Raw genomic sequence first — 26,115 nt, forward strand, 5'->3', positions numbered from 1 at the left:
TGCCCGGCCCCTCCCCTCCACCCCAACTCCCTTCCCTTGACGCGAAGTTATCGACAAATCGACCCATCGGGACTGTGCGGGGCGGGACAGGACGGGCTAGGCGCGGAACCTGCCACCACCCCAGCCCAGCCCAGCCTTGGCCGGGTCCGCACCGCACTCTCCCTTCGCCCCGCGCGCACCCACTAACGCAACTGGTCACAGATATGGCGTCCCCCGCTCCCCAACAGCGACAGGAAGGCCCGGAACGACGCCGACATGCCGGCATACCGACCTGTTCCGGGCCCGGTAGCCATTGCAGTTGGAGTCCGTCCAGCACACGACCAGTAGCGGCGCCGCCCGTTCCGGGGTAAGTCCGCCGGGGAGAGCGTCATCGAACTCGGCCCGCAGCGCGCCTGCCAGGCGCTCGCGCACCGCACGGAAGCGGGCCCCGAAGAGGCCGCCTGCCGGGTGGCCCTCGGTCACGCTGTCGGCGGAGAGCACGGTGGCGCCTGGACGATGCCGGGGCGGGCGGCGTTGTAGTCGACGAGTGGGGCGAGGGTGTCGGTGCGCCAACTGCCGCATGCGGACGCGGTGGTGTCTCAGCGGTCGTGCGCCCCCAGGACGCCGATCAGCAACAGTTCCTTGGTCGGGAAATGGTGCAGCGGGCGTGCAGCGGGCCCGGGCCCTGTTGAGTGAGCCCGGCCCGCTCGACGACGGCGGCCAGCGACGCCCGGCGGTAGCCGCGCTCGGCATCAGTGCCGCGGCGGCCTCCAGGAGCGCCGCCCGTCGCTCCGCGCGCTGGCCTCCCGCCCGCTTGTGGCACGGCGAGAGCCGCCGGCGCGCCCTGCTCCCGTGCGCCTACCAGCCGAGCGTAACTCCGCTGCCTCGCCCTCCCGTTGCCTCCGACTCGCGAATAACGGAGGAATAACGATGCCTACCTCCCGTCCGGTATGGCGGACAGAATTCCGCCGGGGGTCCGCACTCCGGTGCACGACGGACGACGCACGACGCAAGGGAGCGCCGCACATGACCGATCAGCCGCCCGCCCGCCCCACCACCAGCGCTCCCCGCACCACCCCCGACCTCGACGCCAACGCCAGCACCAGCGCGGACAACGGCATGAACGCCACTGCCGGCACCAGCTCCGCCTCCGCCCCCAACTCCGCGCCCTGCGCCCACGACTACTCCGCCGTGGTGGAGCGGGCGCTCGGCGCACTCGACCTGGACACCAAGGCCCGGCTGCTCTCCGGGCAGGACATGTGGAGCCTGCCAGCGGTGCCGGCGATCGGGCTGCGGTCGCTGGTGATGTCGGACGGGCCGATCGGGGTCCGGGGCCGGTATTGGAGCGCGGAGGACCCGTCGGTGGCGCTGCCCAGCCCCACCGCCCTGGCCGCCACCTGGGATCCCGAACTGGCCCGCCGGGCCGGCCATCTGCTCGCCCAGGAGGCCCGTCGCAAGGGCGTGCACGTCCTGCTCGCGCCCACGGTCAACCTGCACCGCTCGCCGCTGGGCGGCCGGCACTTCGAGTGCTATTCGGAGGATCCGCTGCTGACCGGCGTGATCGGCGCGGGCTATGTGCGGGGCGTGCAGGAGGGCGGCGTCGGCACCACGGTCAAGCACTTCGTCGGCAACGACGCCGAGACCGACCGCTTCACGGTCGACAACCGCATCGCCGCACGCCCGCTGCGCGAGCTCTATCTCGCCCCCTTCGAGCACATCGTCGGCCACGCCCGCCCCTGGGGCATCATGACCGCCTACAACAAGGTCAACGGCACGACGATGACCGAACACCACCGCCTCGTCACCGAAGTCCTGCGCGGGGAGTGGGACTTCGACGGCTGCAACGTCTCCGACTGGACGGCGGCCCGGCACACCGTCCGGGCGCTGCGCGGCGGCTTGGACGTGGCGATGCCGGGACCCCGCACGGTCTTCGGCGCCCCACTCGCGACGGCCGTCCGCGCGGGCGAGGTCGCCGAGTCGGAGGTGGACGCCGCGGTGCGCCGGGTGCTGCTGCTCGCCGCCCGGGCCGGTGCGCTGGACGGGGCGCCGCCCGCGGTGGATCCGGCCGGGGTGCCCCGGGGCATCGACGGGCGGGCCGTCGCCCGCGAACTGGCCCGCCGCGCCGTCGTCCTGCTGCGCAACGCGCCGGCGGAGCGGGCCCCGGAGGGCGGCGGAGCCCGGCCGGTGCTGCCGCTCGACGCGGCCACGCTCCGCAAGGTCGCCGTCATCGGCGCCGCCGCCCGCGACGCCCGGGTGCTCGGCGGCGGCTCCGCCACCGTCTTCCCCGCGCAGATCGTCTCCCCGCTCGCGGGCCTGCGCGCCGCGCTCCCCGACGACGTCGAGGTGGTCTTCGCAACCGGTGCCGACCCGCGCACCCGGGTCCCGCACGCCCGGGACGGCTTCACCCTGACCGCCCGCTACCTCGCCGCCGACGGCCGACTGCTCGCCCAGACACCGCAGTTCGACGGTCGCGTCCAGGCGCTGGGCAGCTTCCCCGACGGCGTCACCCAACGCGACCTGCACGCCGTCGAACTCACCGGCAGCTTCACCCCGCGGACCAGCGGCACCCACACCCTGACGGTCGCCGGCACCGGTCGGCTCCGGCTGACCGTGGGCGACGCGGTCCTCTTCGACGGGGAGGGCGCCAAGTTGGCGGGCGCCGATCCCTTCGAGGCGTTCATGCAGCCCGGCGAACACCGGATCAGCGCCGAACTGTCGGCCGGTCAGGAACTGCCGCTCACCCTGCGGTTTGTGCCGCACAGCCTCGGCCTGGGGGAGGGGATGGACGCCCTGAACTTCGCCCTCGGCCACAGCGAACCACAGCTCGACGACGACGCCGAGATCGCGGAGGCGGTCCGCGCCGCGGCCGGCGCGGATGCGGCGATCGTCGTCGTGGCGACCACCGAGGAGGTCGAGTCGGAGGGCTTCGACCGCACCGACCTCCGACTGCCGGGCCGGCAGGACGAGTTGGTCGCCCGGGTCGCCGCCGCCAACCCCCGCACCGTCGTGGTGGTCAACTCCGGCTCCCCGGTGGAGATGCCCTGGCGCGACGAGGTCCCGGCCGTGCTGCTGAGCTGGTTCCCCGGCCAGGAGGCCGGGGCCGCGCTGGCCGACGTCCTGCTCGGTGCCCATGAACCGGGCGGTCGCCTCCCCACCACCTGGCCGGCCCGTCTGGCCGACGCCCCGGTCACCACCGTCACCCCCACCGACGGCACGCTCGACTACGCGGAGGGGCTCTTCATCGGCTACCGCGCCTGGCAGCGCACCACGGTCGCGCCCGCCTACCCCTTCGGCCATGGCCTCGGCTACACCGACTGGGAGTACGAGTGCGTGGACACCACCCCCGACTCCGTCCGCGTCCGCGTGCGCAACACCGGTGACCGTGCCGGGCGCGAGGTCGTCCAGATCTACCTCGCGCCGACCGGCGACACCTCCGATGCGCCGGAGCGCCCGGCCCGTTGGCTGGCCGGCTTCGCCACCGTCGAGGCGGGCCCCGGTGAGAGCGCGGAGACCGAGATCCCGCTGCCGGGCCGCGCCTTCGAGATCTGGTCGGAACCGGACGGCGGCTGGCGCCGGATCCCGGGTGCCTACGCCGTCGAGGTCGGCCGCAGCAGCACCGACCTCCGACTGACCGCGCGGGTCACTGCTGAGTGAGCACCGAGACGTCGCCGCCGCTGGTACGCGCGGATATTTTGTGCGACGAGCCCTCGTCCGTGGCGACGGACACCTTCCGGCTACCGCCGCTGGTGCCCGCATCGACGGCGTAACTGCCCTTCGGCACACGGACGGTGACGTCGCCCCCGCTGGTGCGGGCCGAGACCTCGTCGGGCACCGCGCCCAGCGTGGCCTCCACGTTCCCGCCGGAGGTCTTCAGCTTCGCCGTGCGGGCCGTGGTGTCCTCGACGGTGACGTCGCCGCCGCTGGTTTCCGCGGTGATCCCGCCACCGGCGCCGCGGATGGTGACGTCCCCGCCGCTGGTGTGCAGATCGACCGAGGCGTTACGCGGCAGCAGCACGCGGTAGCCCACCTCGCAGCGGTGCCCGGACGAGCAGTCCTCCGAAGACAGCGTCAGCCGGCCGTCCTTGAGGGTGTGCGTGGTCTCCGGCTTGGCGTCGTCGTACTTGAGCTTCTCGGTCACCTTGACCGTCCCGCCGGCGTCCACCGGCACGATCTCGATGTTCCCGCCGTGCGTCGTCGCCGACAGCGATCTGACCGTGCCGTCGACGCCGTACGTCCGCTGGGCGGACTTCTGTGGGCCGACCACCAGCGAGCAGCCGGTCGTCAGCAGGGTCAACGCCGCGCAGGGCAGGATGAGATGGGCGGCACGGAGACGGGCCATGGTGATTCCCCCGGAGGCAGTGGCGAGCGGTCGGTACAAAAGCGAGCGGACCGGGCCGGACCCGCTCGACTTTCATCCTCCCCCCTTCGCACCCCGCGCACGTCGCCGCACGGTATGACCTTCCACGTCCCCGCACGGTATGAGCCGCACCGCCGCGCCCTTAAGGGTTTCCCTGAGGTGCCGTGAGGGTGGAGCCTCAACCGCCGGAAGCGGCCTCACTCTTCAGGGGGTTTTCCTTGCCGGTGATCGTCCGGAACGCCAGCTCCGCCAGTTCCTGCTGGCCGCGCAGTCCCGGATGGAACCAGTCCCAGGTGCTCAACTGCCCGCCCGTGAAGCGGTAGTCGAAGACCGACCGGTCGAAGCGGCAGAGCGCGTCCTTGGCGCAGACCTCCGCCAACGCCGTGTTGTACGCCCGCACCCGCCCCTGGACCAGCGCCCGCCGGTCCTGCGCCTGCTTCGTCAGATCGTCCGGGTCGCGCAGCATCGACCCGCACAGGCCCAGCTTCCACACCTGCTTGCCGAGCGGGTTCTTGCGCCCCTCGGACCACAGGCGCAACAGGTCCGGCACCGCCGCTACATACACCTGGGTGTGCGGCAGGGACCTGCGCAGCGTCTTCATGGACCGCTCGAACCCGGTGCGGAAGGCGGCCGGCGAGGTCATGGCGCGGACGTCGCTGCGGCAGGCGTCGTTGGCGCCGATCAGGACCGTGACCAACTCCGGCCTGCGGGCCGCGGCCTCGGTGATCTGCTGCGGCAGATCGCTCATCAGGGCGCCGGTCTTGGCGTAGTTCCAGCTGTGGGTGGCCGGGTTCTCCTTCAACAGCCGCCGGGCCAGGCTGTTGACCTTGGGGCTGGTGCCGGTGGACCAGGACACCTCCGGGCAGTCGGAGAGCACCGTACAGGCGTCGAAACCGGCGGTGATGGAGTCGCCCAGCGCCGCGATCGAGCGGGGGTCGGTCCGCCAGGTCGGCGCCGGCTTCGCGGTGGGCTTCGCCGAGGCGCCGCCGTGCGGTGCGGCGCCGCCGCCACAGGCGGTGAGGGCGCCGAGCAGCGCGCAGGCCGTCGCCGAGGCGAGGGCGGCGCGGGTGACGAGACGGTGACGCCGAGGGCGAACGGGCCGATCGATCGTCGCCATCCCCTGTCCTCCTCCGGCGTGCGAGTGATATCTCTTCGGGTATCGACGGTACGTCACTTCGGGTTTATCGCCGCGCGGTAGTTTTGCCCCGTGCCTGCCGGGTGGTGACCCGAAGTAGTACGTGCAGTCGGCACAGATAAATGACAACACGTCATTTCCTGTCCCTTTTGCGGCAAATTCCGCCTTGTGGTGTTTACTGTAGGTCACCTCGCATGCTGGTGCCGAAGTGATCACTGGGGCAGAATGTCGATAGCTGTCCCGGCCGCGACCGGAACGGGCACGAGGCCGCTGGGGAAGGCGAACCTCGATCCGCACGGGAGGTCCCGGTGACGACACGTGGAGTCCTGTACGTCCACTCCGCTCCGCGCGCGCTGTGCCCGCACGTCGAATGGGCAGTGGCGGGCGTCCTCGGGGTGCGCGTCAACCTCGACTGGATCCGCCAGCCGGCATCGCCCGGCACCTGGAGAGCCGAGTTCTCCTGGCAGGGCGAGGCCGGCACCGCCTCCAAGCTGGCCTCCGCGCTGCGCGGTTGGCACCTGCTCCGCTTCGAGGTGACCGCCGAGCCCTGCGCCACCGCCGAGGGCGAGCGCTACAGCTCCACCCCCGACCTGGGCATCTTCCACGCCGTCACCGGCATCCACGGCGACATCCTCATCCCCGAGGACCGACTGCGCGCCGCCGTCGACCGCTCCGCGCGCGGCGAGACCGAACTCGCCGCCGAGGTCGCCAAGCTGCTCGGCAAGCCCTGGGACGACGAGTTGGAGCCCTTCCGGTACGCCGGCGAGGGCGCCCCGGTGCGCTGGCTCCACCAGGTCGTCTGACGACCCGTGCGCGGTCGTGCGCGGTCGTGCGCGGCCGTGCGGAGTCTTGTCGCGGACGGTACCGCGGTATCTCGGCGCGCGGTTGACCGTGAGTTCGCTCCAACGCCTAGCGTGCCGGCATGGCTGACAACAACACTTCCCCCGCCGCCTCGGTCGCCGTTCTCGGCACCGGGATCATGGGTGCGGCGATGGCCCGCAACCTCGCCCGCGCCGGTCTGGACGTCCGCGCCTGGAACCGCACCCGCGCCAAGGCCGAACCGCTGGCCGCCGACGGCGTACGGGTCGCCGACACCCCCGCCGAGGCGGTGGACGGCGCCGACACCGTGCTCACCATGCTGCTCGACGGTCCCGCCGTCCTCGACGCCATGCGGCAGGCCGCCCCGCGGCTCGCACCCGGCGCCCTCTGGCTCCAGATGAGCACCGTCGGACCCGCCGCCCTGGAACCGCTGGTGCGGTTCGCCGGTGAACAGGGCCTCCGGATCGTCGACGCCCCCGTACTGGGCACCAAGGCGCCCGCCGAGAAAGGGCAGTTGATCGTCCTCGCCGCCGGGCCCCAGGAGCTGCGCGAGCGCGCCGGGCGGGTCCTCGACGTCGTCGGCGGCCGCACCCAGTGGGTCGACGAGAACGCCGCGAGCGGGGCCGCCAGCCGGCTCAAGCTGGTCGTCAACAGCTGGGTGCTCACCATCATCGGCGGTATCGGTGAAACCCTGGCGCTCGCCAAGGGGTTGGACGTGGACCCGCGGGCCTTCCTGGAGGCGATCGGCGGCGGCTCGCTCGACCTGCCCTACCTGCGGATGAAGTCGGAACTGCTGCTCACCGGTGATCTGGAGCCCAGCTTCACGGTCTCCGCCGCGCGCAAGGACACCCGGCTGATCAACGAGGCCGGCGAGGCGGCCGGCCTGCGGATGGACCTGGCGGCCGCGACCGCGGAGCGCCTCCGCCGGGCCGAGGAACAGGGCCACGGCGGCGAGGACGGCGTGGCCGCGTACTTCGCCAGCTTCGGCGGCTGATCGGCCGGCACAGCGAAGCACAAGGGCCCGCCCGGTCGTTGAGACCGGGCGGGCCCTGAGGCGTTCGCCCTACGGGGCGTGACGTCAGACCGTGCGGAAGGCGAGGACCACGTTGTGGCCGCCGAAGCCGAACGAGTCGTTCAGCGCCGCGAGCCGGCCGTCGGCGGGCAGCGCGCGGGCCTCGTCGCGGACGATGTCCACCTCCACCTCGGGGTCGAGGTTTTCGATGTTGATGGTCGGCGGGGCCATCCGGTGGTACAGCGCCAGGATGGTGGCGACCGTCTCCACGCCGCCCGCGCCGCCCAGGAGGTGACCGGTCATCGACTTGGTGGCGGAGACCGCCATGTGGTCCACCTCGGTGCCGAAGACCTTGCGCAGCGCCTTCAGTTCGGCGAGGTCGCCCTGCGGGGTCGAGGTGGCGTGCGCGTTGACGTGCACGATCTCGGACGGGGCGAGGTCGCTGTTGTCGAGGAGGTTCTGCAGCGCGTGCGCGATGCCGTTGCCGGAGGGCTCGGGCTGCACGATGTCGTGGCTGTCGGCGGAGATGCCCTGGCCGACCGCCTCGGCGTAGACCCGGGCACCGCGCTTGGCGGCGTGCTCGGCCGACTCCAGGACGATCACGCCGGCGCCCTCACCGAGGACGAAGCCGTTGCGCTCGGTGTCGAAGGGACGGGAGGCACCCTGCGGGTCCTCGTTGTTCTTCGACATCGCCATCATGTTGCCGAACGCGGCGATCGGCAGCGGGTGGATGGCCGCCTCCGTACCGCCCGCGACGACGACGTCGGCGCGGCCCGTGCGGATCATCTCGATGGCATAGCCGATGGCCTCGGAGCCGGAGGCGCAGGCGCTCACCGGGGTGTGCACACCGGCGCGGGCGTTGACGTCCAGACCGACGTTGGCCGACGGCCCGTTGGGCATCAGCATCGGCACGGTGTGCGGGGAGACGCGGCGGACGCCCTTCTCCCGGAGGATGTCGTACTGGCCCAGGAGCGTGGTCACGCCGCCGATGCCGGAGGCGATGACGGTGCCGAGCCGGTCGGGGTTGACCGAACCGGCCGGTCCGGCGGCCGTGTCCGGCTCGCCGGCCTTCGCCGTGAAGCCGGCGTCCGCCCACGCCTCACGGGCCGCGATCAGCGCGAACTGCGCCGAACGGTCCAGCTTGCGGGCCTGGGCGCGGGGCAGCGTCTCGGTCGGGTCGACCGCTGCCTGCGCGGCGATGCGGACGGGCAGCTCGGCCGCCCACTCCTGCTCAAGGGGGCCGACGCCGGACCGGCCGGCAAGCAGGCCCTCCCAGGTCGAAGCGCTGTCGCCACCCAGCGGTGTGGTTGCGCCGATACCGGTGACGACCACGGTGCGATTGGTCGCGTTCACGGGAATTCTTACTCCACGGGTAGAGGGGTCTGAATCGACGGCGCCACCGCCGGGTGGCGACATGCGCTGCGCCAGATCAGGACTGGTGCTTGAGGATGTAGTCGGTCGCGTCGCCGACGGTCTTGAGGTTCTTGACGTCGTCGTCCGGGATCTTCACGTCGAAGCGCTCTTCGGCGGCGACGACGACCTCGACCATGGACAGCGAGTCAACGTCCAGGTCGTCGGTGAAGGACTTGTCCACCTGGACGTCCTCGGTGGGGATACCGGCGATCTCGTTCACGATCTCAGCGAGACCGGCGACGATCTCTTCCTTGGTGGCGGCCATGATGGCGCTCCTTCGATTAGCGGAAATCTGCTTGTTTTGCGGTGAAGCGGCGAAGTCTCGCACGGCGGGCGGCACCTGGTCGCGGTGCCGGTCCGTGCAGATCTTGCCTAGGGGAGAGTAACGACCGTCGCGGCGTACACGAGACCCGCCCCGAAGCCGATGACCAGCGCGGTGTCCCCGCTCTTGGCCTGCCCGGTCGCCAACAGCCGCTCCATGGCGAGCGGAATCGAGGCGGCCGAGGTGTTGCCGGTGGTCTCCACGTCGCGGGCGACCGTGACGCTTTCCGGCAGCTTCAGAGTCTTCACCATCGAGTCGATGATCCGCATGTTGGCCTGGTGCGGAATGAAGACGTCCAGGTCGTCCGGGCTGACTCCGGCCTCGTCCAGCGCCTGCTGGGCGACCTTCGCCATCTCGAACACCGCCCACCGGAAGACCGCCTGGCCTTCCTGGGTGATGGCGGGGAACTTGACGTTGCCCTCGCTGTCGACGGGCAGTTGGGAGACGTCGCCGATGCGGAAGCTGTTCCAGGCGACGGTCTGCGTGATGGTGTTGGACTTGTCGCCCTCCGAGCCCCAGACGGTCGGGCCGATCGCCGGCTCCTTGGCCGGGCCCACGATCACCGCGCCGGCGCCGTCGCCGAACAGGAAGGCCGTGGCACGGTCGTTGAGGTCCGTCAGGTCCGAGAGCCGCTCGACGCCGATCACCAGGACGTACTCGGCGGAGCCCTCGGTGACCAGGCCCTTGGCGAGCGTCAGCCCGTAACCGAAGCCGGCGCAGCCCGCGGAGATGTCGAACGCGGCCGGCTTGCCGGCACCGACGAGGTGCGCGATCTCGGTCGCGATGGCCGGGGTCTGCTTGAAGTGCGAGACGGTGGAGACGATCACCGCGCCGATCTGCTCGGGCGTGATGCCGGCGTCCGCGATGGCCTTGCCGGCCGCCTCGACCGACATGGTCGCGACGGTCTCCTCGGGGCCCGCCCAGTGGCGGGTGGCGATGCCCGAGCGCGAGCGGATCCACTCGTCGGACGAGTCGATGTGCTTGAGGATCTCCTCGTTGGGGACGACCCGGGTCGGGCGGTAGCCACCGACGCCCATGATCCGTGCGTACGGGGCGCCCTTGGAGGGTTTGATCTTCGAGGTCATGCGCTACGGGCTCCTATTCGGCCGGGGCTGCGGGAGCGGCGTCCGCTGCGGTGGCGATCAACTCTCGGGCCGCGTCGAGGTCATCGGGCGTCTTCAGGGCCAGCGTCCGCACGCCGGGCAGCGCGCGCTTGGCCAGGCCCGTGAGGGTGCCGCCGGGCGCGGCCTCGATGAGCGCGGTGGCCCCGAGCTCCTTGAAGGTCTCCATGCACAGGTCCCAGCGCACGGGGTTGGCCACCTGGCCGACCATCCGCTCCACCAGGTCCTGGCCCGAAGTGACCACCCGGCCGTCCTTGTTGGAGACGTAACGGGTGCGCGGGTCGGCCGGGGACAGCTCGGTGACTGCGGCCTGAAGGGCCGAGACGGCGGGAGCCATGTGGTGAGTATGGAACGCGCCGGCGACCTTCAGGGGCACGACCCGACGGGTGCCCTCGGGCTTGTTCTCGACCAGCGCGGCGATCTGCTCGGCGGTGCCGGCGGCGACGATCTGGCCGGCGCCGTTGACGTTCGCCGGGGTCAGCCCGAGCTGCTCAAGGTGCGGCAGCACGACGTCCTCGGCGCCGCCCAGCAGCGCCGCCATGCCGGTCTCGGTGACCGCGGCGGCCTCGGCCATGGCCAGCCCGCGGCGGCGCACCAGGGACATCGCCTCGGCGTCGGAGAGCGTGCCGGTCAGGGCCGCGGCGGCGAGCTCACCGACGCTGTGGCCGGCCGCCGCGCCGGTGTGGGCGGCGACGTCGTCGACGGTCGGGAAGAGCTGTCGCGCGGAGATCAGGGAGGCCGCCACGAGGAGCGGCTGGGCCACCGCGGTGTCGCGGATCTCCTCCTCGGTGCCCTTGGTGCCGTAGTGGACGAGGTCCAGGTCGATGGTCTCGGACCATTCGCGGAGCTGGTCCTCGACTCCGGGGAGGTCGAGCCAGGGGATCAGGAAGCCGGGCGTCTGAGCGCCTTGGCCGGGAGCGACGAGTACGAGCACCCTCACACTCTCTCTTGTGGGAGGTCCCGCCCGCCCGTGGGGACAGGGACGAAGAACCATCGGGGGAATTGTTGATGTCCGACAAAAGTCTAGGGCTGCGCCTCACCGTCAGCTAGACGCCCCAGGATCAGCGCGATACGCAGCGTAAATGCGGAGCGCACATCGGATGGTGACCAGCCGGTGACGTCTGTCACACGTCGGAGCCGATAGCGCACGGTGTTGGGGTGGACGAACAACATCCGGGCGGCGCCCTCCAGGCTGCTGGCCTGCTCCAGATAGACGCTCAGCGTTTCCAGGAGCGCCGACCCCGCCTCCTCCAGCGGTCTGTAGATCTCCTCCACCAACTGCTCGCGCGCCACCGGGTCGGAGGCCATCGCGCGCTCCGGCAGGAGGTCGTCGGCGAGCACCGGGCGGGGGGCGTCCGGCCAGGCCGCGCAGGCCCGTAGCCCGGCGGCCGCGGCCTGTGCCGAGCGGGTCGCGGCGAGCAGGTCGCCGACCACCGGGCCGGCCACCACGGGGCCGGCGGCGAACGGGCCGATCAGCGCCTTGGCCGCCTTGAGCGGGTCGTCCGAGCCGCCCGCGATGACCACCAGCCGGCTGCCCAGGACGCCGGTCAGCACCTGGAGCTTGGCGTGCCGGGCGGCCCGCCGGATCGCCTCGACGGTCAACTCGCTGTCGCCGTCCGGCGCGGTGCCCAGCACCACGCACACGTGCTCCGGCGCGTTCCAACCGAGCGCCGCGGCCCGGGAGACCGCGCCCTCGTCGGCCTCCCCGGAGAGCACCGCGTTGACCACCAGGGACTCCAGGCGGGCGTCCCAGGCGCCGCGCGCCTCGGCGGCCTGGGCGTAGACCTGGGCGGTGGCGAAGGCGATCTCGCGGGCGTAGACCAGCAGCGCCTCGCGGAGCACGGACTCGTCGCCCGGCGCCGCGACCTCGTCGATCGCGGCCTCCATGACCTCGATCGTGGTGCGGACCATCTCCACGGTCTGGCGCAGGGTGATCGCCCGGGTCAGCTCGCGCGGCGCCGTCCCGAAGACGTCGGTGCTGATCGCCTGCGGCGTCTCGGGATGCCGGAACCACTCGGTGAACGCGGCGATGCCGGCCTGTGCCACCAGGCCGATCCAGGAACGGTTCTCCGGGGGCATCGCGCGGTACCACGGCAGCGTGGCGTCCATACGGGAGATCGCTGCGGCCGCCAGCTTGCCGGAGGAGTTCTCCAGCCGCCGGAGGGTCGCGGAGTGCGGGTGCGCGTCGCGCGATGCGGGTTCAGACACGGGACCAAGCCTGCCCTATCGGGATGAGGGGGTTAAGCGGTGGGGCTACGGTGGCCCGATGATTCAGGTGCGCAGGGGCGAGGAACGGTATCGGGGCGGCGACGCGGACGCCGGGATCGAGTCGCTGCACGCGATCTCCTTCGGGTCCCACTACGACCCGGACAACCTGCGGTTCGGCGCGCTGATCGCCTGCAACGAGGAGCGCCTGGCGCCGGGGGCCGGGTTCGACGAACACCCGCACCGGGATACCGAGATCGTCACCTGGGTCGTCGAGGGCGAGTTGACCCACCGCGATTCGACGGGCCATGCCACGACCGTACGCCCCGGCGACCTGCAACGGCTCAGCTCCGCCGGCGGGGTGCGGCACATCGAGCGCAACGACGGTGCGACGCCGCTGCGCTTCGTCCAGATGTGGCTGACGCCGCACGCCCCGGGCGGCGAGCCGGAGTACGAGGTGGTGCGCCAGCTCCCCGAGGGCACGCCCTATGTGCTGTCGCGGGCCGGCGCCACGCTGCACGTACACCGCCTCCAAGAGGGCGGGCGCACCGCCGTCCCGGAGGCCGCCCGGGTCCATGTCCACGTCGTACGGGGCGCGGTGCGGCTCGGCGACGTGGAGTTGGCGGCCGGGGACGCGGGCCGGATCAGTGACGGAAAAGGGCTGGAACTGGTGGCATCCGTGGGCGCGGAGTGCCTGGTGTGGGCGATGGGGCCGGAGCCGGTCTACGGGTGAGACCGCGCGCCGGCTCCGGTGCCAACGGGTCAGTGGTTCCCGGCCAGTTCGGCCAGCACCGCCTCGGTGAACGCCGGCCACGCCTCGATGGCCCAGGGGCCGAAGGCCCGGTCGGTCAGCGCCACACAGGCCGCCCCGGCGACGGGGTCCACCCACAGGAACGTCCCGGACTGCCCGAAGTGCCCGAAGGTGCGCGGCGACGACCCGGCGCCCGTCCAGTGCGGCGCCTTCCCGTCGCGGATCTCGAAGCCCAGGCCCCAGTCGTTGGGCTTCTGGTGGCCGTAGCCGGGCAGCACGCCGGTCAGGCCGGGGAAGACCACCCGCGTCGCCGCGGCGAGCGTCTCGGGCGCCAGCAGCCGGGGCGCCTGGAGCTCGGCCGCGAAGCGGACCAGGTCCGCGACGGTGGAGACGCCGTCCTTGGCGGGCGAGCCGGCCAGTTCGGTCGACGTCATGCCCAACGGGGCGAGCACCGCCTCGTGCAGGTACTGGGGGAACGGAATGTCGGTGGCCTTGGCGAGGTGGTCGCCGAGCGCCTCGAAGCCGGCGTTGGAGTAGATCCGGCGGGTACCGGGGGCGGCCACCTGGCGCGCCTCGTCGAAGGCCAGCCCCGAGGTGTGGGCGAGCAGATGACGGACCGTGGCGCCCTCCGGGCCGGCGGGCTCGTCCAGTTCGACGGCGCCCTCCTCGACGGCGAGCAGCGCGGCGTAGGCGGCCAGTGGCTTGGTGACCGACGCCAGCGGGAAGCGGTGCTCCAACGGGCCGTGCGCGCCGGCCACCGAGCCGTCGGCCCGTACGACGGCGGCCGCGGCGGTGGGCACCGGCCAGTTCTCGATCATCCCCAGGCTCTGCATGGCCCCGAGCCTACGGGGTGCCCCCATGCCTTCAAATTCCGGTCAAGGCTGCCGAAGATCAGTGCTTGCTTGGAGTGCACTCCAACTCTCTAGCGTTGTGGAGGTCGAAGGCACCGGCGGGACGTCCGGCGGTGCGACGACATCCGGTGGCGCGTGCCCCGGGGACGAGTAGGGGGAAGACGCGGCATGACGGTGACCCAGAGCGAACCGGTGATCAGCGGCTCGATCGTGACCTGTCCGCCCGAGGCGGCACTGCCCCGGCTGCGGCCGGCCACGGCCCTGGGTTGCAGCACGCCCGTCGCCCACCCGCAGCCGACCGGCCGCGACCGCTACACCATCAGCGAGGTCGCCCAGCACACCGGGCTCAGCGCCCACACCCTGCGCTGGTACGAGCGGATCGGGCTGATGCCGCACGTGGACCGCACGCACACCGGGCAGCGCCGCTTCACCAACCGCGACCTGGACTGGCTGGACCTGGTCGCCAAGCTGCGGCTGACCGGGATGCCGGTCGCCGACATGGTCCGGTACGCGGAGCTGGTGCGGGAGGGCGAGGGCACCTTCGCCGAGCGCGAGCTGCTGCTCACCCGGCACCGCGAGGACGTCCGACGGCGGATCGCCGAGCTGGAGAGCACGCTCGACGTCCTCGACTACAAGATCGGTATCTACGCCGACGCCCGTCGGGCGTCCGAGAGGGTCTGAGTAACTCATGGCGAACGACACGAAGATCGACACCGTCCGGCTGGGCACCGACGGCCCGCAGGTCGGCGTCCAGGGCCTGGGCTGCATGGGCATGAGCTGGGCCTACGGCCCCACGGAGGACCCCGAGGCGGCGCGGGCCACCCTGGAGCGCGCGCTGGAACTGGGCATCACGCTCTTCGACACCGCCGACGTCTACGGCTCCGGCGAGAACGAGAAGTTCATCGGGCCCTTCGTCCAGGCGCACCGCGAAGAGGTCGTCCTGGCCACCAAGTTCGCGCTGGGGCCGGACCCGAAGGACCCGTCCAAGCGCGTCATCCGCAACGACCGCCCCTACATCCGCGAGGCCATCGAGGGCAGCCTCCGGCGGCTGGGCGTCGAGCAGATCGACCTCTATTACATGCACCGTCGCGATGTGCGCGTCCCCTTGGAGGAGACGGTCGGCGCGATGGCCGAGCTGGTGGCCGAGGGGAAGGTGAAGCACCTGGGGCTGAGCGAGGTGACCGGCGCCGAACTGCGCGCCGCCCAGGCCGTCCACCCGATCGCCGCGGTGCAGTCCGAGTGGTCCCTGTTCAGCCGCGACATCGAGGCCGGCGTGGTGCCGACCGCCGCGGAGCTCGGCGTGGCCCTCGTCCCGTATTCGCCGCTCGGCCGCGGCTTCCTCACCGGCTCCTTCGTCCGCGCCGACCAGGAGCTGACCGAGGACGACTTCCGTCGCCAGCAGCCCCGCTTCACCGGCGCCAACGCGGCCGCCAACGCCGCCCTGTTGGAGCCGGTCCGCGCGATCGCCACGGCGCACGGCGCGACGCCCGGCCAGATCGCGCTGGCCTGGGTGCAGCAGCAGGCCGCGGTGCACAACCTGGCGGTGGTCCCGATCCCCGGCACCCGCAAGCCCGGCCGGGTCGAGGAGAACGCGGCCGCCACCCGGATCACGCTGAGCCAGGAGGAGTTGGCACTGCTGGAGCCGATCGCCGGCAAGGTGGCGGGGGACCGCTACCACGACATGACGTTCACCTCCGCCGGGCGCGAGTAGGGCCGCGGCACCGGACACCCGCGGGGCGCCCGTCAGGCGTAGCCCAGCGCGAACAGCGCGAAGGCCGTCGCCAGCACCGCCGTGGACGCCCGAAGGGCCCGCCCGGCCCCCGTCCAGGGCGCCTCGAAGCGACGGGTGACGCGCCCGACGAGGACGAGCAGGATCGCGAAGACCGGTATCCAGGCCAGCCGCGCCAGGATCCAACTGGGCGCGTCCGGCACGGTGGTGAGGCCCGGCACGGCGCCCGCGCACGACGCCGGCACCGCCGCCGCGAACATCGCCGTCTGGTGCCAGCACAGGATCGTCATCGCGGACAGGTTGATCACGACCGCCGGCGCCCACAGCGCGGGCCGGCGCAGCAGCGCGGCCAGCCGGCCTCGGAGCAGCACCGCCGCGCCGGACTGGGCCGCGGCCAGCGCCAGGACCAGCAGCGACGGCGGATGGGAGTTGGTCCGGTCCTGGCCGGGGACGCCCACCATGCTCGCCGGGTAGTGGAAGAACAGCAGCAGCGCGGCGAACAGCGCGGCGCCGCCCAGCAGGAGGGCCCAAGCGGTGCGCCGGCCCAGCCGCCGCTCGCCCCAGCAGACCCCGAGCTGATAGGCGAACAGCCAGCCGGGCAGCAGGTTGAGCAGGCCCAGCCAGGGCGGCACGGCCGCGGCGAACGGGCCGTAGCGCAGGAAGTCCACGGCGGCGACCGATGCCAGCAGCGGCGCCGCGCTCCAGACGCCCAACTGCCGTGCGGCCGCGGCGCAATACGGGGTGAGCGCGGTGGCCACCGCATAGATGCCGACGAACCACAGCGGCTGGATGACCAGCGTCGCCCCGGTACGCAGCGTCGCGGTGGGCACCCCCAGGCCGTGCAGCAGCGGGATCAGCGCGGCCCAGACGGCGGTCACGCCCAGCACCGGGCGGCCCAGGCGGGCGATCCGGCCGCCCAGCCACCCGGCCGTCGAACCGCCCCGCGCGCGGGCCCGGTGCAGGGAGTGCACCGAGGCGTGGCCGCCGACCAGGAAGAAGATGCCGAGCATCTGGAGCAGCCAGCTCGCCGGGGCCAGGAAGCCGAGGGCGGTCAACGGGCTGGCGTTGTGCAGCGTGCCGTCGGCGTCCCGGGCGAAGCCGCCGAGCAGCCAGTGCCCGGTGGGGACGGAGAGCAGGGCGAGGGCGCGCAGCCCGTCGAGGGCCCGGTCGCGGTGCGCGGGGGTGCGGGCGTCCACGGCGCGGACGGCGGCGCCGGCCCGGGCCCGGAGGGAACGGAGCGCGGTGCGGGGGCGGCGGTGCGCGGTGTCGTTGGGGGTGTTGTCGGGGCTGAGGGGCTTGCCGGGTCTGGTGAGTCCGCTGGCAGGGGCGAGGTGTTCGGTGGTCATGGGGCGTCCTTGAGTCCGAAGTTCCGTGCACGGACGGGCCGTTGGGGCCGGTAGGGCCCGTGGGGCCGATGGGGAGAACGCGTGTTGAGGGGACTGCTCGGGGTGGGGTGAGCGGTGGGGGAGAGGCGGTGCGGCCGGTCGCCGTTTCCGGGGCCTGTCGGTGGTGCGGTGCCGGGCCCTACCGCACCGCGCCGTAGTGCCCCAGCGCGATCGCGGCGAAGTTGCGCAGGGAGTCCGTGCCGGGGGCGAGGTAGCCGGTGTGGCCCTCAGCGCGCTGGGCGGGCACCCGGCGGGCGCCGAACGCCGGGTCCGTGGGGTCCGCACCGTGGCCCAGCCCCAGCAGCTCGACGCTGGGGACGTTGCCGATCCAGTCCGAGGCGTCCCGCGCCGCCCAGACCCGGGCCGTGGTGTGCAGCTCCGCCACGTTGTCCCGGCGCATCCCCGGTGAGCCGAAGACCACCAGGTCCAAGAGGTCGCCGCGGCCCGCGTGCGGGACGGCCAGGCCGCACACCACCGACCCGTAGCTGTGGCACAGCACGGCCGGCGCGGGGGTGCCGGTGGCGGCCAGGCCGGCCAGGAATCGGGTCAGCCGGGGGGCGCCGGCCTCGGCGAGCCGGCCGGTCGCGGCGTCCGGACCGAGGCCGACCGGGGTGGTGTACCCGACCCAGGCGATCACCGCCGTCCGGACGCCGGGCGCCTCGGCGGCCATCTGCCGGCGCAGCGACGTGGCCATCCCGGTCGGCGTGCCGTACGGGTCGGTGGTGCGGTCGAACGTGGTCAGGTCGATGTCGGAGCCCGGCACGATCACCGCGGTCCGCTGCGCGCGCGTCAAGTCGCCGTGGACCTCGGCTACTTGGCCGCGCCCGCGGGGATCGAAGGCGAGGATCTGACGGCCCGGCGCGAGCAGCGCGGCATAGCGCGCGGCCGCCTTCCTGGCCTGCCGGTGGTCCTGGAGGGTGCCGGCCGGGTCGGTGGCCCGGGCCAGCTCACGGTCCCGTTCCGCGCGCAGCGCACGGGCGTTGGCCTCGTACCGCAGGGCGAGCGGGGCCCCGTCGAGATTGCCGACGGTGAGCGGGTGCCGGGCGGCGAGCGCCTGCCGCTGGGCGTCGGTCAGGTCGGCGAAGAACCGGGCGACCGCGGCGGGGGAGGCGCTCGCCGGGTCCGGCAGCCGGACGCCGAGCGCGTGGTCGGCGCGCCAGGCGGCGGCGCCGGGGGCCGGGCCGGTGACCGCGGTCTGCGCGGAACCGGCCGCCCAACCCCCGGTCCCCGCAACGACGGTGAGCGCGAGGACGGCGGCGGTGAGCGTCCGCTTGCTGCGCCGGACGGCGTTCCGCAGCACGGTCATGGTGGTCTCTCCCTCTTCCAACGGTGTGGCGGAGGGAAAGGTAGAAAGCCGGCGGGTGGGGTGGCGTCACACCGCGGCGCCAACTCCCGGGTGATACCGGGGTAGGGGGTGACGGTCGGCCGTCGTACCCCGGGAGGACGGTGCGGGGGCTGCCCTCACAGGGTCGGTGGGGTTATCCCGAAGGCCGGGTGCGGATAACCCGAAACGCGGGTAGTACCGCTCACCGCTCGCCGGGCGAGACCAGCCCCGACTCGTAGGCGAAGATCACGGCCTGGGCGCGGTCGCGCAGCTCCAACTTGGCCAGCACCCGGCCGATATGGGTCTTCACCGTCTGCTCGGCGAGCACCAGCCGCTCGGCGATCTCCTGGTTGGACAGCCCCCGGGCTATCAGCTCCAACACCTCCGTCTCGCGCGGGGTGAGGCCGTTGAGCCGCAGCGCGGTGCGGTCCGTGCGGGGCGCCGGGCGCTGGCGGGCGAAGTCGGCGATCAGTCGGCGGGTCACCGACGGCGCGAGCAGCGCCTCGCCGGCCGCCACCACCCGGACCGCGGAGATCAGATCGGCCGGGGGCGCGTCCTTGAGCAGGAACCCGGACGCGCCCGCGCGCAGCGCCTCGTAGACGTAGTCGTCGACGTCGAAGGTGGTGAGCATCAGCACCTTCGGCCGGTGGGTGACCCCGACCGGCGGGTCGAGCAGCCGCCGGGCCGCCTCCAACCCGTCCATCTCCGGCATCCGGACGTCCATCAGCACCACGTCGGGGTGCATCCGCCGGCTCAACTCCACGCCCTGGGCACCGTCGGCGGCGTCGCCCACCACGTCGATGTCGCTCTGCGCGGCGAGCAGCGCGGCGAAGCCCGCCCGCACCATGGCCTGGTCGTCGACGATGATCACGCGGGTCGTCATGGCGCGTCGGAGTCCTTCACTGAGGAGGGTGTGGGCGTTGCGGGCGGTGCGGACAGGGGGAGTTGGGCGGCGACCCGGAAGCCGCCGTCGGGCAGCGGCCCGGTGTCCAGCGTGCCGTCCACCAGGCGCACCCGCTCCCGCATGCCCACCAGGCCGTGCCCGGTGCCGCTGGTCTCCAGCGGGGTGGAAACGGGCGGGGCGGGCGGCTCGTTGACCACCAGCACCGTCAGCCGGGTGCCGTCGCCGGTCGTCGTCACCGACACCCGGGTCGGGGCGCCCGGGGCGTGCCGCACCACATTGGCCAGCGCCTCCTGGACGATGCGGTACGCCGACAGGTCCACGGCCGGTTCGAGCACCACCGGCTCGTCCGGCAGCACCAACTCGACCGGCACACCGGCCCGTACGGTCGCCTCGACCAGCTTCCGCAGCTGGCCGACGCCCGGCTGCGGGGCCTTCTCCGGGGCGCCCTGCCGCTCGGTCTCCTCGCTGCGCAACACCCCGAGCAGCCGGCGCATCTCGGCCAGCGACTCCCGGGCGCTCGCCGCGATCGCCCCGAACTCCTCCTGGGCCTCCTGGGGTATCCCGCTGATGCGGTACGGGGCGCTGTCGGCCTGGACGGTGATCACCGACATGTGGTGGGCGACCACGTCGTGCAGCTCGCGGGCGATCCGGGTGCGCTCCTCCAGCAGGGTGCGCCGGGCCCGCTCCGCCTCGCTGATGGTCTCCTGCTCCTGCAACTTCCGCTGGGCGTCGCCCCGTTCGCGCAGCGCGCCGCCGAGCAGCAGCACCACGCCGGCGAGCACGAACAGCAGCACCCAGGAGCTCTGACTGCCTGCGGGCACGACCGCCTTGAAGAGGATGCCCGCCGCCCCGGTCGACAGCCAGACCGCGATCAGGGTGCGCCGGCGCTCGCGCATCGACAGCGCCACCATCAGCGCGAGATAGCCGACGATCACCGTGGGCGGCCACGGCCACGGGCGGTCGGCGACGCCGTCGGTGCCGTGCAGCACGATCGCGCAGATCACGTCCGCGGCGAAGATCACCCACCACGCCTGGAGCGGTCTGGACACCGCGAGCAGCAGCGGCACGCTCTGCGCGGTGGCCAGCGCGCCGGCCAGGCCGCCGGGCATGCCGTAGTCGTTGTGCAGGACGTTGATCCCCGTCGGCAGCAGCGTCACCGCGAACACGAAGGCCACCGCGTACGGCAGGAGGCGCACCCAGCGGCGCGGGGAGCTGCCGAACAGCGGGGTGCCGGGGAGGTGCGGCGTGCCGAGCTCGGCGGCCAGCATGCGCAGCGGGGGCCGTGCCATGCGCACCACCCGGCGGGCGGCGCGCATGGCCTGAGCGCGGCCCGACCGGCGTCCTTCGTCGCCGGTCGGCCCGTCGTCGGGGGTGAAAGATCGTGTGGACATCGCGGGATCAATGTAAGCGGACCGTCCGGGCACCGGCGTCATACCGTGGTGCGGGCTTCGATCCCGTACCACGGTATGACGCCGGCGGCCGGCTACAGCTCCGCCAGCAACTCCGCCTTCTTCGTGCTGAATTCGGCGTCCGTCAGCAGGCCCGCCTCGTGCAGCTCGCCGAGGTGCCGGATGCGGTCGGCGATATCGGCGGGGTCCCGGCCCGTGCCGCAGGAGTGCCGCGCCGGCGCCCGCTCCGGCCCCTCCGGCGCCGCCTCTGCGGCCCGCACGGCCTGGAGGACGGCGGCCGCGAACGGCAGGGACTCGTGGACCGGGCCGTAGCCGAGCCCGAAGACCACCGCGGCCGGGTCCTGGTCCGCCTCGCCCGACCGCGTCTCGGATGCGTCGCGTTCCAGCAGCCGCAGATAGCCGTCGAAGACCTCCGGCGAGCGCCACTCCACACCGGACAGCCCGCCGACCGCGAAGGTCTGGTCGCCGCTCTTCCACTTCGCCGACGAGGCGCCCGTCCAGAACCAGCGGAAGGTCACCGCACTGCCGTCGAAGGACGCCTTGCCGTCGTACGCCTTGAAGTGCAGCGGGGGATCGGGCGCGGCCACCAGATGCCGGTCGGCGGGCTCCTTGGCGGCCGGCCCCAGGGCGCTGCGCAGTTCGTCGGCGTAGTACGAGGCCAGCGCCTCGCGCTCGGCGGGCAGCACCAGGCGGTAGGGGTCGGCGTCCTCCTTGAGCTGTCCGTTCGCCGCCTCCATCAGGGGGTCGGCGCCCTGCCGCGGCACGGCGTGCAACGCCACCGTGCCGCGCCGGCCCCAAGAGACCTCGACGGATCTCAGCGCCTCGTAGGGAATGCGTCGCTCGCCCAGTGCCTGGAACAGCCTCGGCCTGCGGATCCCCCGTTCGAAGCGGATGAGTACGGAGTCCGAGTCGAACTCCCAGACGGCGTGAAAACCGGCCAGCACATCACCCATGTGGCTCATCGTATGCGGGTGGTTGCCCGCCCGTCCCCCTTCCGGACACCTGTGCTCCGCGCCGAAGGGCGCCCCGGTGACCCGGCGGCCGCCCTTGCCCTGTTCACGTCACCCGGCCCGGCTTCGGTTCCCGCGGGGTACGGCCCGTCCCCGGGCGCCGGGCCGTACCCCGCGGCGACCGTTTCGGTGCGACCGGCCGTCAAGCCAGGTCCGCGCTGCACCGGGGGTCGGTGGCCGAGCAGTCCACCGAGCCGAGGGCGCCGACCCCGACCAGTGCGAAGTTGTGCAGGCTCTGGGTGCCGGGCGCGAAGTAGCCGGCGTGGCCGTCCGCCCCTTGGGCGGACAGGACCCGCGAGCCGAAGGACGGGTCGACCGGGTCGGCACCGTGGCCGAGCCCGCCGACCTCCAGGTACGGCACGTCCTGGATCCAGTCGTCGGCGTCCCGCATCGCCCAGACCCGGGCGCGGGTGCCCAGGTCCGACACGCCTCCGGCGCGCATGCCGGGGCTGCCGGCCACCGCGATGTCGCTGACGTTGTCGGGCAGTTCGCGGGCCGCGAGCCCGCAGACCACGGACCCGTAGCTGTGGCAGAACAGCGAGACCGAGTCACCGGACGGCAGCGCGTTCACCAGGGCGCGCAGCCGGACCGCGCCGGCCTCGGCCAGCTGCCCGGTGGCCGCCTCGACGCCGAGCCCGGACGGCGTGGTGTAGTCGGCCCACGCGATCACCGCCGTACGGACGCCGGGGCGGGCGCTCCGCTCGGCGCCGTACAGGGACTTCGCCATGCCCACGGGGGCGGCGGTCGCCCTTGCGGTGCGCTCGAAGGTGGACAGGTTGGTGTCCACGCCGGGCACCACCACCGAGACCCGGTCGGCCGTCGTCAGGTCGCCGAAGACCTCCGCGGCCCGGCCGTCGCCCGCCGGGTCGAAGGCCAGGATCTGCCGGCCGGGGCTCATCAGCGATTCCATGCGGTGCATCAGCCGGCTCGCCTCCTGGCGGCCGACGGGCGTGAGCCGTTGGTCGCCCATGCGCCGTTTCTCGATCTTGCGGGCGTCGTCGATCGCCACGCGGTTGGCGCTGTACCGGAGGGAGACGGGGGCTCCGCCCATGTTGCCGACGACCAACGGATAACGGGTCGCCAACTGCTGGCGCTCGCCCCGGTCGAGGCCGGCGAAGAACGCACGGAGGGTGGCCGGCGCGGCGTCGGGGTTGGGCAGCGGCCGCCCGTGGAACGTGGCGTGCCGCCAGGCGGCTCTCGCCGTGGCCAGCGGGTTGGCGTCCTCCTTGGTGCTTCTGATCGCCGTCCAACCCGTCAGGGCGAGCATCACGAACACCACCAGCAGGGCGAGCGAGCCGCGCCATGCGGTGGACTGCAGAAAACCGGAGGAGGGGCCGAGGCCCGGGAAAGAATTCACCGCGGGCCACCCTAGGAGACGGGGGAGGGTGTCCGACGACCCCGGTGAGGCATCTCACGTTTCGGGCAGGGTATTTGCGCCGAAACGGACATAACGCAAAGCCGTCCCGTGACTGGTCGTGCAGGGTCGGTCGCGTCCGCGCAGCAACCGATCACGCCCCCGTACAGGGGTCGTTACGCCTGGTCGTGGGCGTGTGTGCGGTCGACGCTGACGGGGATCGGATCCGGCCGCCAATCGGCCTCGATCGCCGGCCCGATGTGGTCCAGGTAGGACCGGGTCACCTCGCGGATCGACGCCACGCTGCAGTCGTGCCCCTCGCCCCACACCTTGCCGGCCACCCGCATCACCCCGCTGAACGCCGCGACCACCACCCGCGGGCGGGGGTCGGTGTCCACGTCCACCCCCTCGCGCCGGGCGATCAACTGGGCGATCTGCTCCTCCAGTTCGGTGGAGCGCCGCAGGTACGCGGCGATCAGCGCCGGCGTCGACTCGATCATCTGGAACGTGCGCATGTGCAGGTCCACCGGGATCACCGACGTGATGGCGCTGCCGATCTCGTCCCAGGCGATCATCACGGCGCTGCGCAGCGCCGTCAGCGGCGGCTCGTCCGCCGGGCGGGCGCGCAGCTCCTCCAGGAACCGGGCCTCGACCATGTCCTGGACGGCGAAGACCACTTCCTGCTTGTTGGCGAAATACCGGAAGAAGGTGCGCTGCGAGACCTCCACGGCCTCGGCGATCTCGTCGATCGTCGTGGCCTCGTAGCCCTGCTCGGTGAAGAGCTCCAGCGCCGCGCGGATCAGGGCGTCCCGGGTGCGCTGCTTCTTGCGTTCGCGCAGCCCACTGGAGGGGGGTGTCTGCGGCGTCGGGTCCGCCATCCTGCGCCGCCTTTCGGTGGTGTTCTCGCTGATCAGGATACCTGTGAGGTAAATGACAGTTACCGACTCATGAATTGTTTTGTCAACTGTCAGTGGCTGACATTAGCCTCGAAACATGAGCTCTCAGACCCCGGTCGCCGACGTCGCACCGGAACTTCCCGTACCGGAGCCTCGCAAGGGGCTGCGGGGCCACCCCTGGCTGACCCTCTTCTCCGTCGCCATCGGCGTGATGATGGTGGCGCTCGACGGCACGATCGTCGCCATCGCCAATCCGGCCATCAAGCAAGACCTGAACGCGTCGCTCGCCGACGTGCAGTGGATCACCAACGGCTACATGCTCGCCCTGGCCGTCTCGCTGATCACGGCCGGCAAGCTGGGCGACCGCTTCGGCCACCGCCAGACCTTCCTCATCGGCATCCTCGGCTTCGCCGCCGCCTCCGCCGCCATCGGATTCTCCAGCCAGGTCGCGCTGGTGATCTTCTTCCGGGTGCTCCAGGGTGTGTTCGGCGCGCTGCTGATGCCCGCCGCGCTGGGTCTGCTGCGCGCCACCTTCCCCGCCGAGAAGCTCAACATGGCCATCGGTATCTGGGGCATGGTCATCGGCGCCTCCACCGCCGGCGGCCCGATAGTCGGCGGACTGCTGGTCGAGCACGTCAGCTGGCAGTCCGTGTTCTTCATCAACGTGCCGGTCGGCCTGCTGGCGCTGGCCCTCGGACTGGTGATCCTCAAGGACCACCGCGCGGAGAACGCCCCCAAGTCCTTTGACATCCCCGGCATCGTGCTGCTGTCCGGCGCGATGTTCTGCCTCATCTGGCCGCTGATCAAGGCCACGGAGTGGGGCTGGGGCTCCATGACGACCTGGGGCTTCCTGATCGGTGCGGTCGTCCTCTTCGGGCTCTTCGCCTTCCTGGAGACCAAGGTCCGCGAGCCGCTGATCCCGCTGCGGATGTTCCGCTCGGTGCCGCTGACCGCGGGCACCATCCTGATGGTGCTGATGGCCTTCGCCTTCATGGGCGGCCTGTTCTTCGTGACGTTCTACCTCCAGAACGTCCACGGCATGAGCCCTGTCCAGAGCGGCCTGCACCTGCTCCCGCTGACCGGCATGATGATCGTCGGCTCGCCGCTCGCGGGCGCGCTGATCACCAAGTTCGGCCCGCGGATCCCGCTGGTCGGCGGCATGGTCGTCACCGCCGTCGCGATGTTCGGCATGTCCGGGCTGGACGCCGGCACCACCACCGGCCCGATGTCCGTCTGGTTCGCGCTGCTCGGCCTGGGCCTCGCGCCCGTCATGGTCGGTGCCACCGAAGTCATCGTCGGCAACGCCCCGTTGGAGCTGTCCGGCGTCGCCGGCGGTCTCCAGCAGGCCGGGATGCAGGTCGGCGGCAGCCTCGGCACGGCCGTGCTCGGCGCGGTGATGGCCTCCCGCGTCGACCACGACCTGGCGGGCAACTGGCAGGGCGCCGGCCTCCCGCCGCTCAAGCCCGAGCAGTTGTCCCAGGCGTCCGACGCGGTCTCCGCGGGCATCGCCCCGGTGCCGCCGGGCACCCCGAAGCCGTTCGCCGAGAAGATCACCGCAGTCGCCCACGACACCTTCGTCTCCGGCATGGGCCTGGCCTTCACGGTCGCCTGCGGCGTGGCGATCCTCGCCGCCGTGGTCGCGCTCTTCACCAAGCGCGGCGCGAACGCCGAGGCGGGCGCCGGCGTCGGCCACATCTGACCGCCGGCACACCGGAGTTCCGCGACCCCACCGGGTCACCCAACGACGCGCGGCCGACCGAGGCACCCCCTCGGTCGGCCGCGCGTCGCCGTGTTGGGGGTGAGGGGACGGAGGAGGGGAGGCGGAGCGTGGCTGGTGGGGCGGCTGGTCGTGCTGTGACATCGGGGAGCGGCAGGGCCTGGCGGGCGTGCCGCATCGTCGCGCCCTGGGCTATGGCCGTGGCCGCACCGCGCGCCCAGCGCCGGGTGCCTGCGCCGCGTCGCCGGCCCAACGGCGCTGCCCGGCCGAACCGTTGAGCGGACACTCCGGGGCCGGCTGAGCGGCCCCCCGCGGCCAGCCGTCAAGCCACCCGCGCACGCCGCCCCCGACCTGCCCGCTGCTCGCGCCCACCGGCCAACCGGCGACCGTCCCTCCCCGCCTTCCCCGTCCCCGAACGCATC

22 protein-coding genes and 1 pseudogene are annotated in these 26,115 nt (G+C 72.7%); 7 read left to right on the forward strand and 16 right to left on the reverse strand.

From position 1 onward, the window contains the following. Positions 1-247 precede the first annotated feature (247 nt). Positions 248-753, reverse strand: a pseudogene (locus ACFVFQ_RS17235) (TetR family transcriptional regulator); the annotation flags it as partial. Positions 754-1,098: 345 nt separating this feature from the next. Between ACFVFQ_RS17235 and ACFVFQ_RS17240 the strand changes: the two are divergent. Beyond that, positions 1,099-3,633 carry a beta-glucosidase gene (locus tag ACFVFQ_RS17240; protein ID WP_383416293.1) on the forward strand — a complete coding sequence of 845 codons (2,535 nt, stop codon included), beginning with the start codon at positions 1,099-1,101 and terminating at the stop codon, positions 3,631-3,633. On the opposite strand, the gene ACFVFQ_RS17245 is transcribed toward ACFVFQ_RS17240, so the two are convergent. Both ACFVFQ_RS17245 and ACFVFQ_RS17250 read right to left on the reverse strand, forming a co-directional pair. Beyond that, positions 3,620-4,318, reverse strand: a complete 699-nt coding sequence (locus ACFVFQ_RS17245) for a DUF4097 family beta strand repeat-containing protein (RefSeq protein ID WP_383415999.1) — start codon at positions 4,316-4,318, stop codon at positions 3,620-3,622. The two genes, ACFVFQ_RS17240 and ACFVFQ_RS17245, sit on opposite strands and share 14 nt — an antisense overlap. 196 nt (positions 4,319-4,514) lie before the next feature. Then, entirely contained in the window at positions 4,515-5,453 is a 939-nt protein-coding gene (locus tag ACFVFQ_RS17250; protein WP_383416002.1) for an SGNH/GDSL hydrolase family protein, read from the reverse strand. A gap of 326 nt (positions 5,454-5,779) precedes the next feature. Here ACFVFQ_RS17250 and ACFVFQ_RS17255 point away from each other — a divergent pair, with 326 nt between their 5' ends. Further along, on the forward strand, positions 5,780-6,274 hold the full coding sequence (locus ACFVFQ_RS17255) for a DUF3145 domain-containing protein (RefSeq protein ID WP_274915864.1): 495 nt from the start codon (positions 5,780-5,782) through the stop codon (positions 6,272-6,274). Positions 6,275-6,393: 119 nt separating this feature from the next. Next, complete coding sequence (locus ACFVFQ_RS17260; RefSeq protein WP_383416007.1) at positions 6,394-7,284, forward strand: NAD(P)-dependent oxidoreductase; 891 nt, start codon at positions 6,394-6,396, stop codon at positions 7,282-7,284. Between the two features lie 84 nt (positions 7,285-7,368). On the opposite strand, the gene ACFVFQ_RS17265 is transcribed toward ACFVFQ_RS17260, so the two are convergent. The 5 genes from ACFVFQ_RS17265 to ACFVFQ_RS17285 form a co-directional block, all read right to left on the reverse strand. Further along, a complete protein-coding gene (locus ACFVFQ_RS17265) occupies positions 7,369-8,655 on the reverse strand; it encodes a beta-ketoacyl-[acyl-carrier-protein] synthase family protein (RefSeq protein WP_383416011.1) in 1,287 nt (428 codons plus the stop codon). A 76-nt stretch (positions 8,656-8,731) separates the two neighbouring features. Further along, positions 8,732-8,980, reverse strand: a complete 249-nt coding sequence (locus tag ACFVFQ_RS17270; RefSeq protein WP_030286801.1) for an acyl carrier protein — start codon at positions 8,978-8,980, stop codon at positions 8,732-8,734. Between the two features lie 107 nt (positions 8,981-9,087). After that, positions 9,088-10,122: a ketoacyl-ACP synthase III gene (locus ACFVFQ_RS17275; protein WP_383416018.1), complete on the reverse strand. Its 1,035-nt coding sequence runs from the start codon at positions 10,120-10,122 to the stop codon at positions 9,088-9,090. Between the two features lie 13 nt (positions 10,123-10,135). Continuing rightward, positions 10,136-11,092, reverse strand: coding sequence for an ACP S-malonyltransferase (locus ACFVFQ_RS17280; protein WP_383416023.1), 957 nt, complete (start codon positions 11,090-11,092; stop codon positions 10,136-10,138). Positions 11,093-11,181: 89 nt separating this feature from the next. Then, positions 11,182-12,366 carry a PucR family transcriptional regulator gene (locus ACFVFQ_RS17285; protein WP_383416026.1) on the reverse strand — a complete coding sequence of 395 codons (1,185 nt, stop codon included), beginning with the start codon at positions 12,364-12,366 and terminating at the stop codon, positions 11,182-11,184. 58 nt (positions 12,367-12,424) lie between these two features. On the opposite strand from ACFVFQ_RS17285, the gene ACFVFQ_RS17290 reads away from it, so the two are divergent. Then, positions 12,425-13,096 carry a pirin family protein gene (locus ACFVFQ_RS17290; protein ID WP_383416029.1) on the forward strand — a complete coding sequence of 224 codons (672 nt, stop codon included), beginning with the start codon at positions 12,425-12,427 and terminating at the stop codon, positions 13,094-13,096. A 29-nt stretch (positions 13,097-13,125) separates the two neighbouring features. Here the strand turns inward: ACFVFQ_RS17290 and ACFVFQ_RS17295 are convergent, their stop codons facing one another. Further along, on the reverse strand, positions 13,126-13,947 hold the full coding sequence (locus tag ACFVFQ_RS17295) for a serine hydrolase domain-containing protein (RefSeq protein ID WP_383416032.1): 822 nt from the start codon (positions 13,945-13,947) through the stop codon (positions 13,126-13,128). 186 nt (positions 13,948-14,133) lie between these two features. Here ACFVFQ_RS17295 and ACFVFQ_RS17300 point away from each other — a divergent pair, with 186 nt between their 5' ends. Beyond that, positions 14,134-14,646 (forward strand): MerR family transcriptional regulator, encoded by a 513-nt coding sequence (locus tag ACFVFQ_RS17300; RefSeq protein ID WP_383416035.1) that lies wholly within the window; start codon positions 14,134-14,136, stop codon positions 14,644-14,646. Positions 14,647-14,653: 7 nt separating this feature from the next. Next, positions 14,654-15,676, forward strand: a complete 1,023-nt coding sequence (locus tag ACFVFQ_RS17305; protein ID WP_383416042.1) for an aldo/keto reductase — start codon at positions 14,654-14,656, stop codon at positions 15,674-15,676. 32 nt (positions 15,677-15,708) lie between these two features. On the opposite strand, the gene ACFVFQ_RS17310 is transcribed toward ACFVFQ_RS17305, so the two are convergent. From ACFVFQ_RS17310 to ACFVFQ_RS17340, 7 genes are all read right to left on the reverse strand, one after another. Further along, entirely contained in the window at positions 15,709-17,040 is a 1,332-nt protein-coding gene (locus ACFVFQ_RS17310) for an acyltransferase (RefSeq protein WP_383416045.1), read from the reverse strand. 178 nt (positions 17,041-17,218) lie between these two features. Continuing rightward, positions 17,219-18,385, reverse strand: a complete 1,167-nt coding sequence (locus ACFVFQ_RS17315) for an alpha/beta hydrolase (protein ID WP_383416050.1) — start codon at positions 18,383-18,385, stop codon at positions 17,219-17,221. Between the two features lie 220 nt (positions 18,386-18,605). After that, positions 18,606-19,286 carry a response regulator gene (locus tag ACFVFQ_RS17320; protein WP_383416053.1) on the reverse strand — a complete coding sequence of 227 codons (681 nt, stop codon included), beginning with the start codon at positions 19,284-19,286 and terminating at the stop codon, positions 18,606-18,608. Continuing rightward, positions 19,283-20,698, reverse strand: a complete 1,416-nt coding sequence (locus ACFVFQ_RS17325) for a sensor histidine kinase (protein WP_383416056.1) — start codon at positions 20,696-20,698, stop codon at positions 19,283-19,285. The genes ACFVFQ_RS17320 and ACFVFQ_RS17325 overlap by 4 nt, the downstream gene beginning before the upstream one ends. 92 nt (positions 20,699-20,790) lie before the next feature. Beyond that, positions 20,791-21,669 (reverse strand): DUF4429 domain-containing protein, encoded by an 879-nt coding sequence (locus ACFVFQ_RS17330; RefSeq protein WP_383416059.1) that lies wholly within the window; start codon positions 21,667-21,669, stop codon positions 20,791-20,793. 199 nt (positions 21,670-21,868) lie between these two features. Further along, positions 21,869-23,083 carry an alpha/beta hydrolase gene (locus ACFVFQ_RS17335; RefSeq protein ID WP_383416062.1) on the reverse strand — a complete coding sequence of 405 codons (1,215 nt, stop codon included), beginning with the start codon at positions 23,081-23,083 and terminating at the stop codon, positions 21,869-21,871. A gap of 173 nt (positions 23,084-23,256) precedes the next feature. Next, positions 23,257-23,958 carry a TetR family transcriptional regulator gene (locus tag ACFVFQ_RS17340; protein WP_383416068.1) on the reverse strand — a complete coding sequence of 234 codons (702 nt, stop codon included), beginning with the start codon at positions 23,956-23,958 and terminating at the stop codon, positions 23,257-23,259. 115 nt (positions 23,959-24,073) lie between these two features. Between ACFVFQ_RS17340 and ACFVFQ_RS17345 the strand changes: the two genes are divergently transcribed. Then, complete coding sequence (locus ACFVFQ_RS17345) at positions 24,074-25,675, forward strand: MFS transporter (protein WP_383416072.1); 1,602 nt, start codon at positions 24,074-24,076, stop codon at positions 25,673-25,675. The last annotated feature ends 440 nt before the right edge of the window (positions 25,676-26,115 follow it).

The sequence above is a fragment of the Streptomyces sp. NPDC057743 genome (assembly GCF_042798755.1).
In the GTDB taxonomy this organism is placed as follows: Bacteria; Actinomycetota; Actinomycetes; order Streptomycetales; family Streptomycetaceae; genus Streptomyces.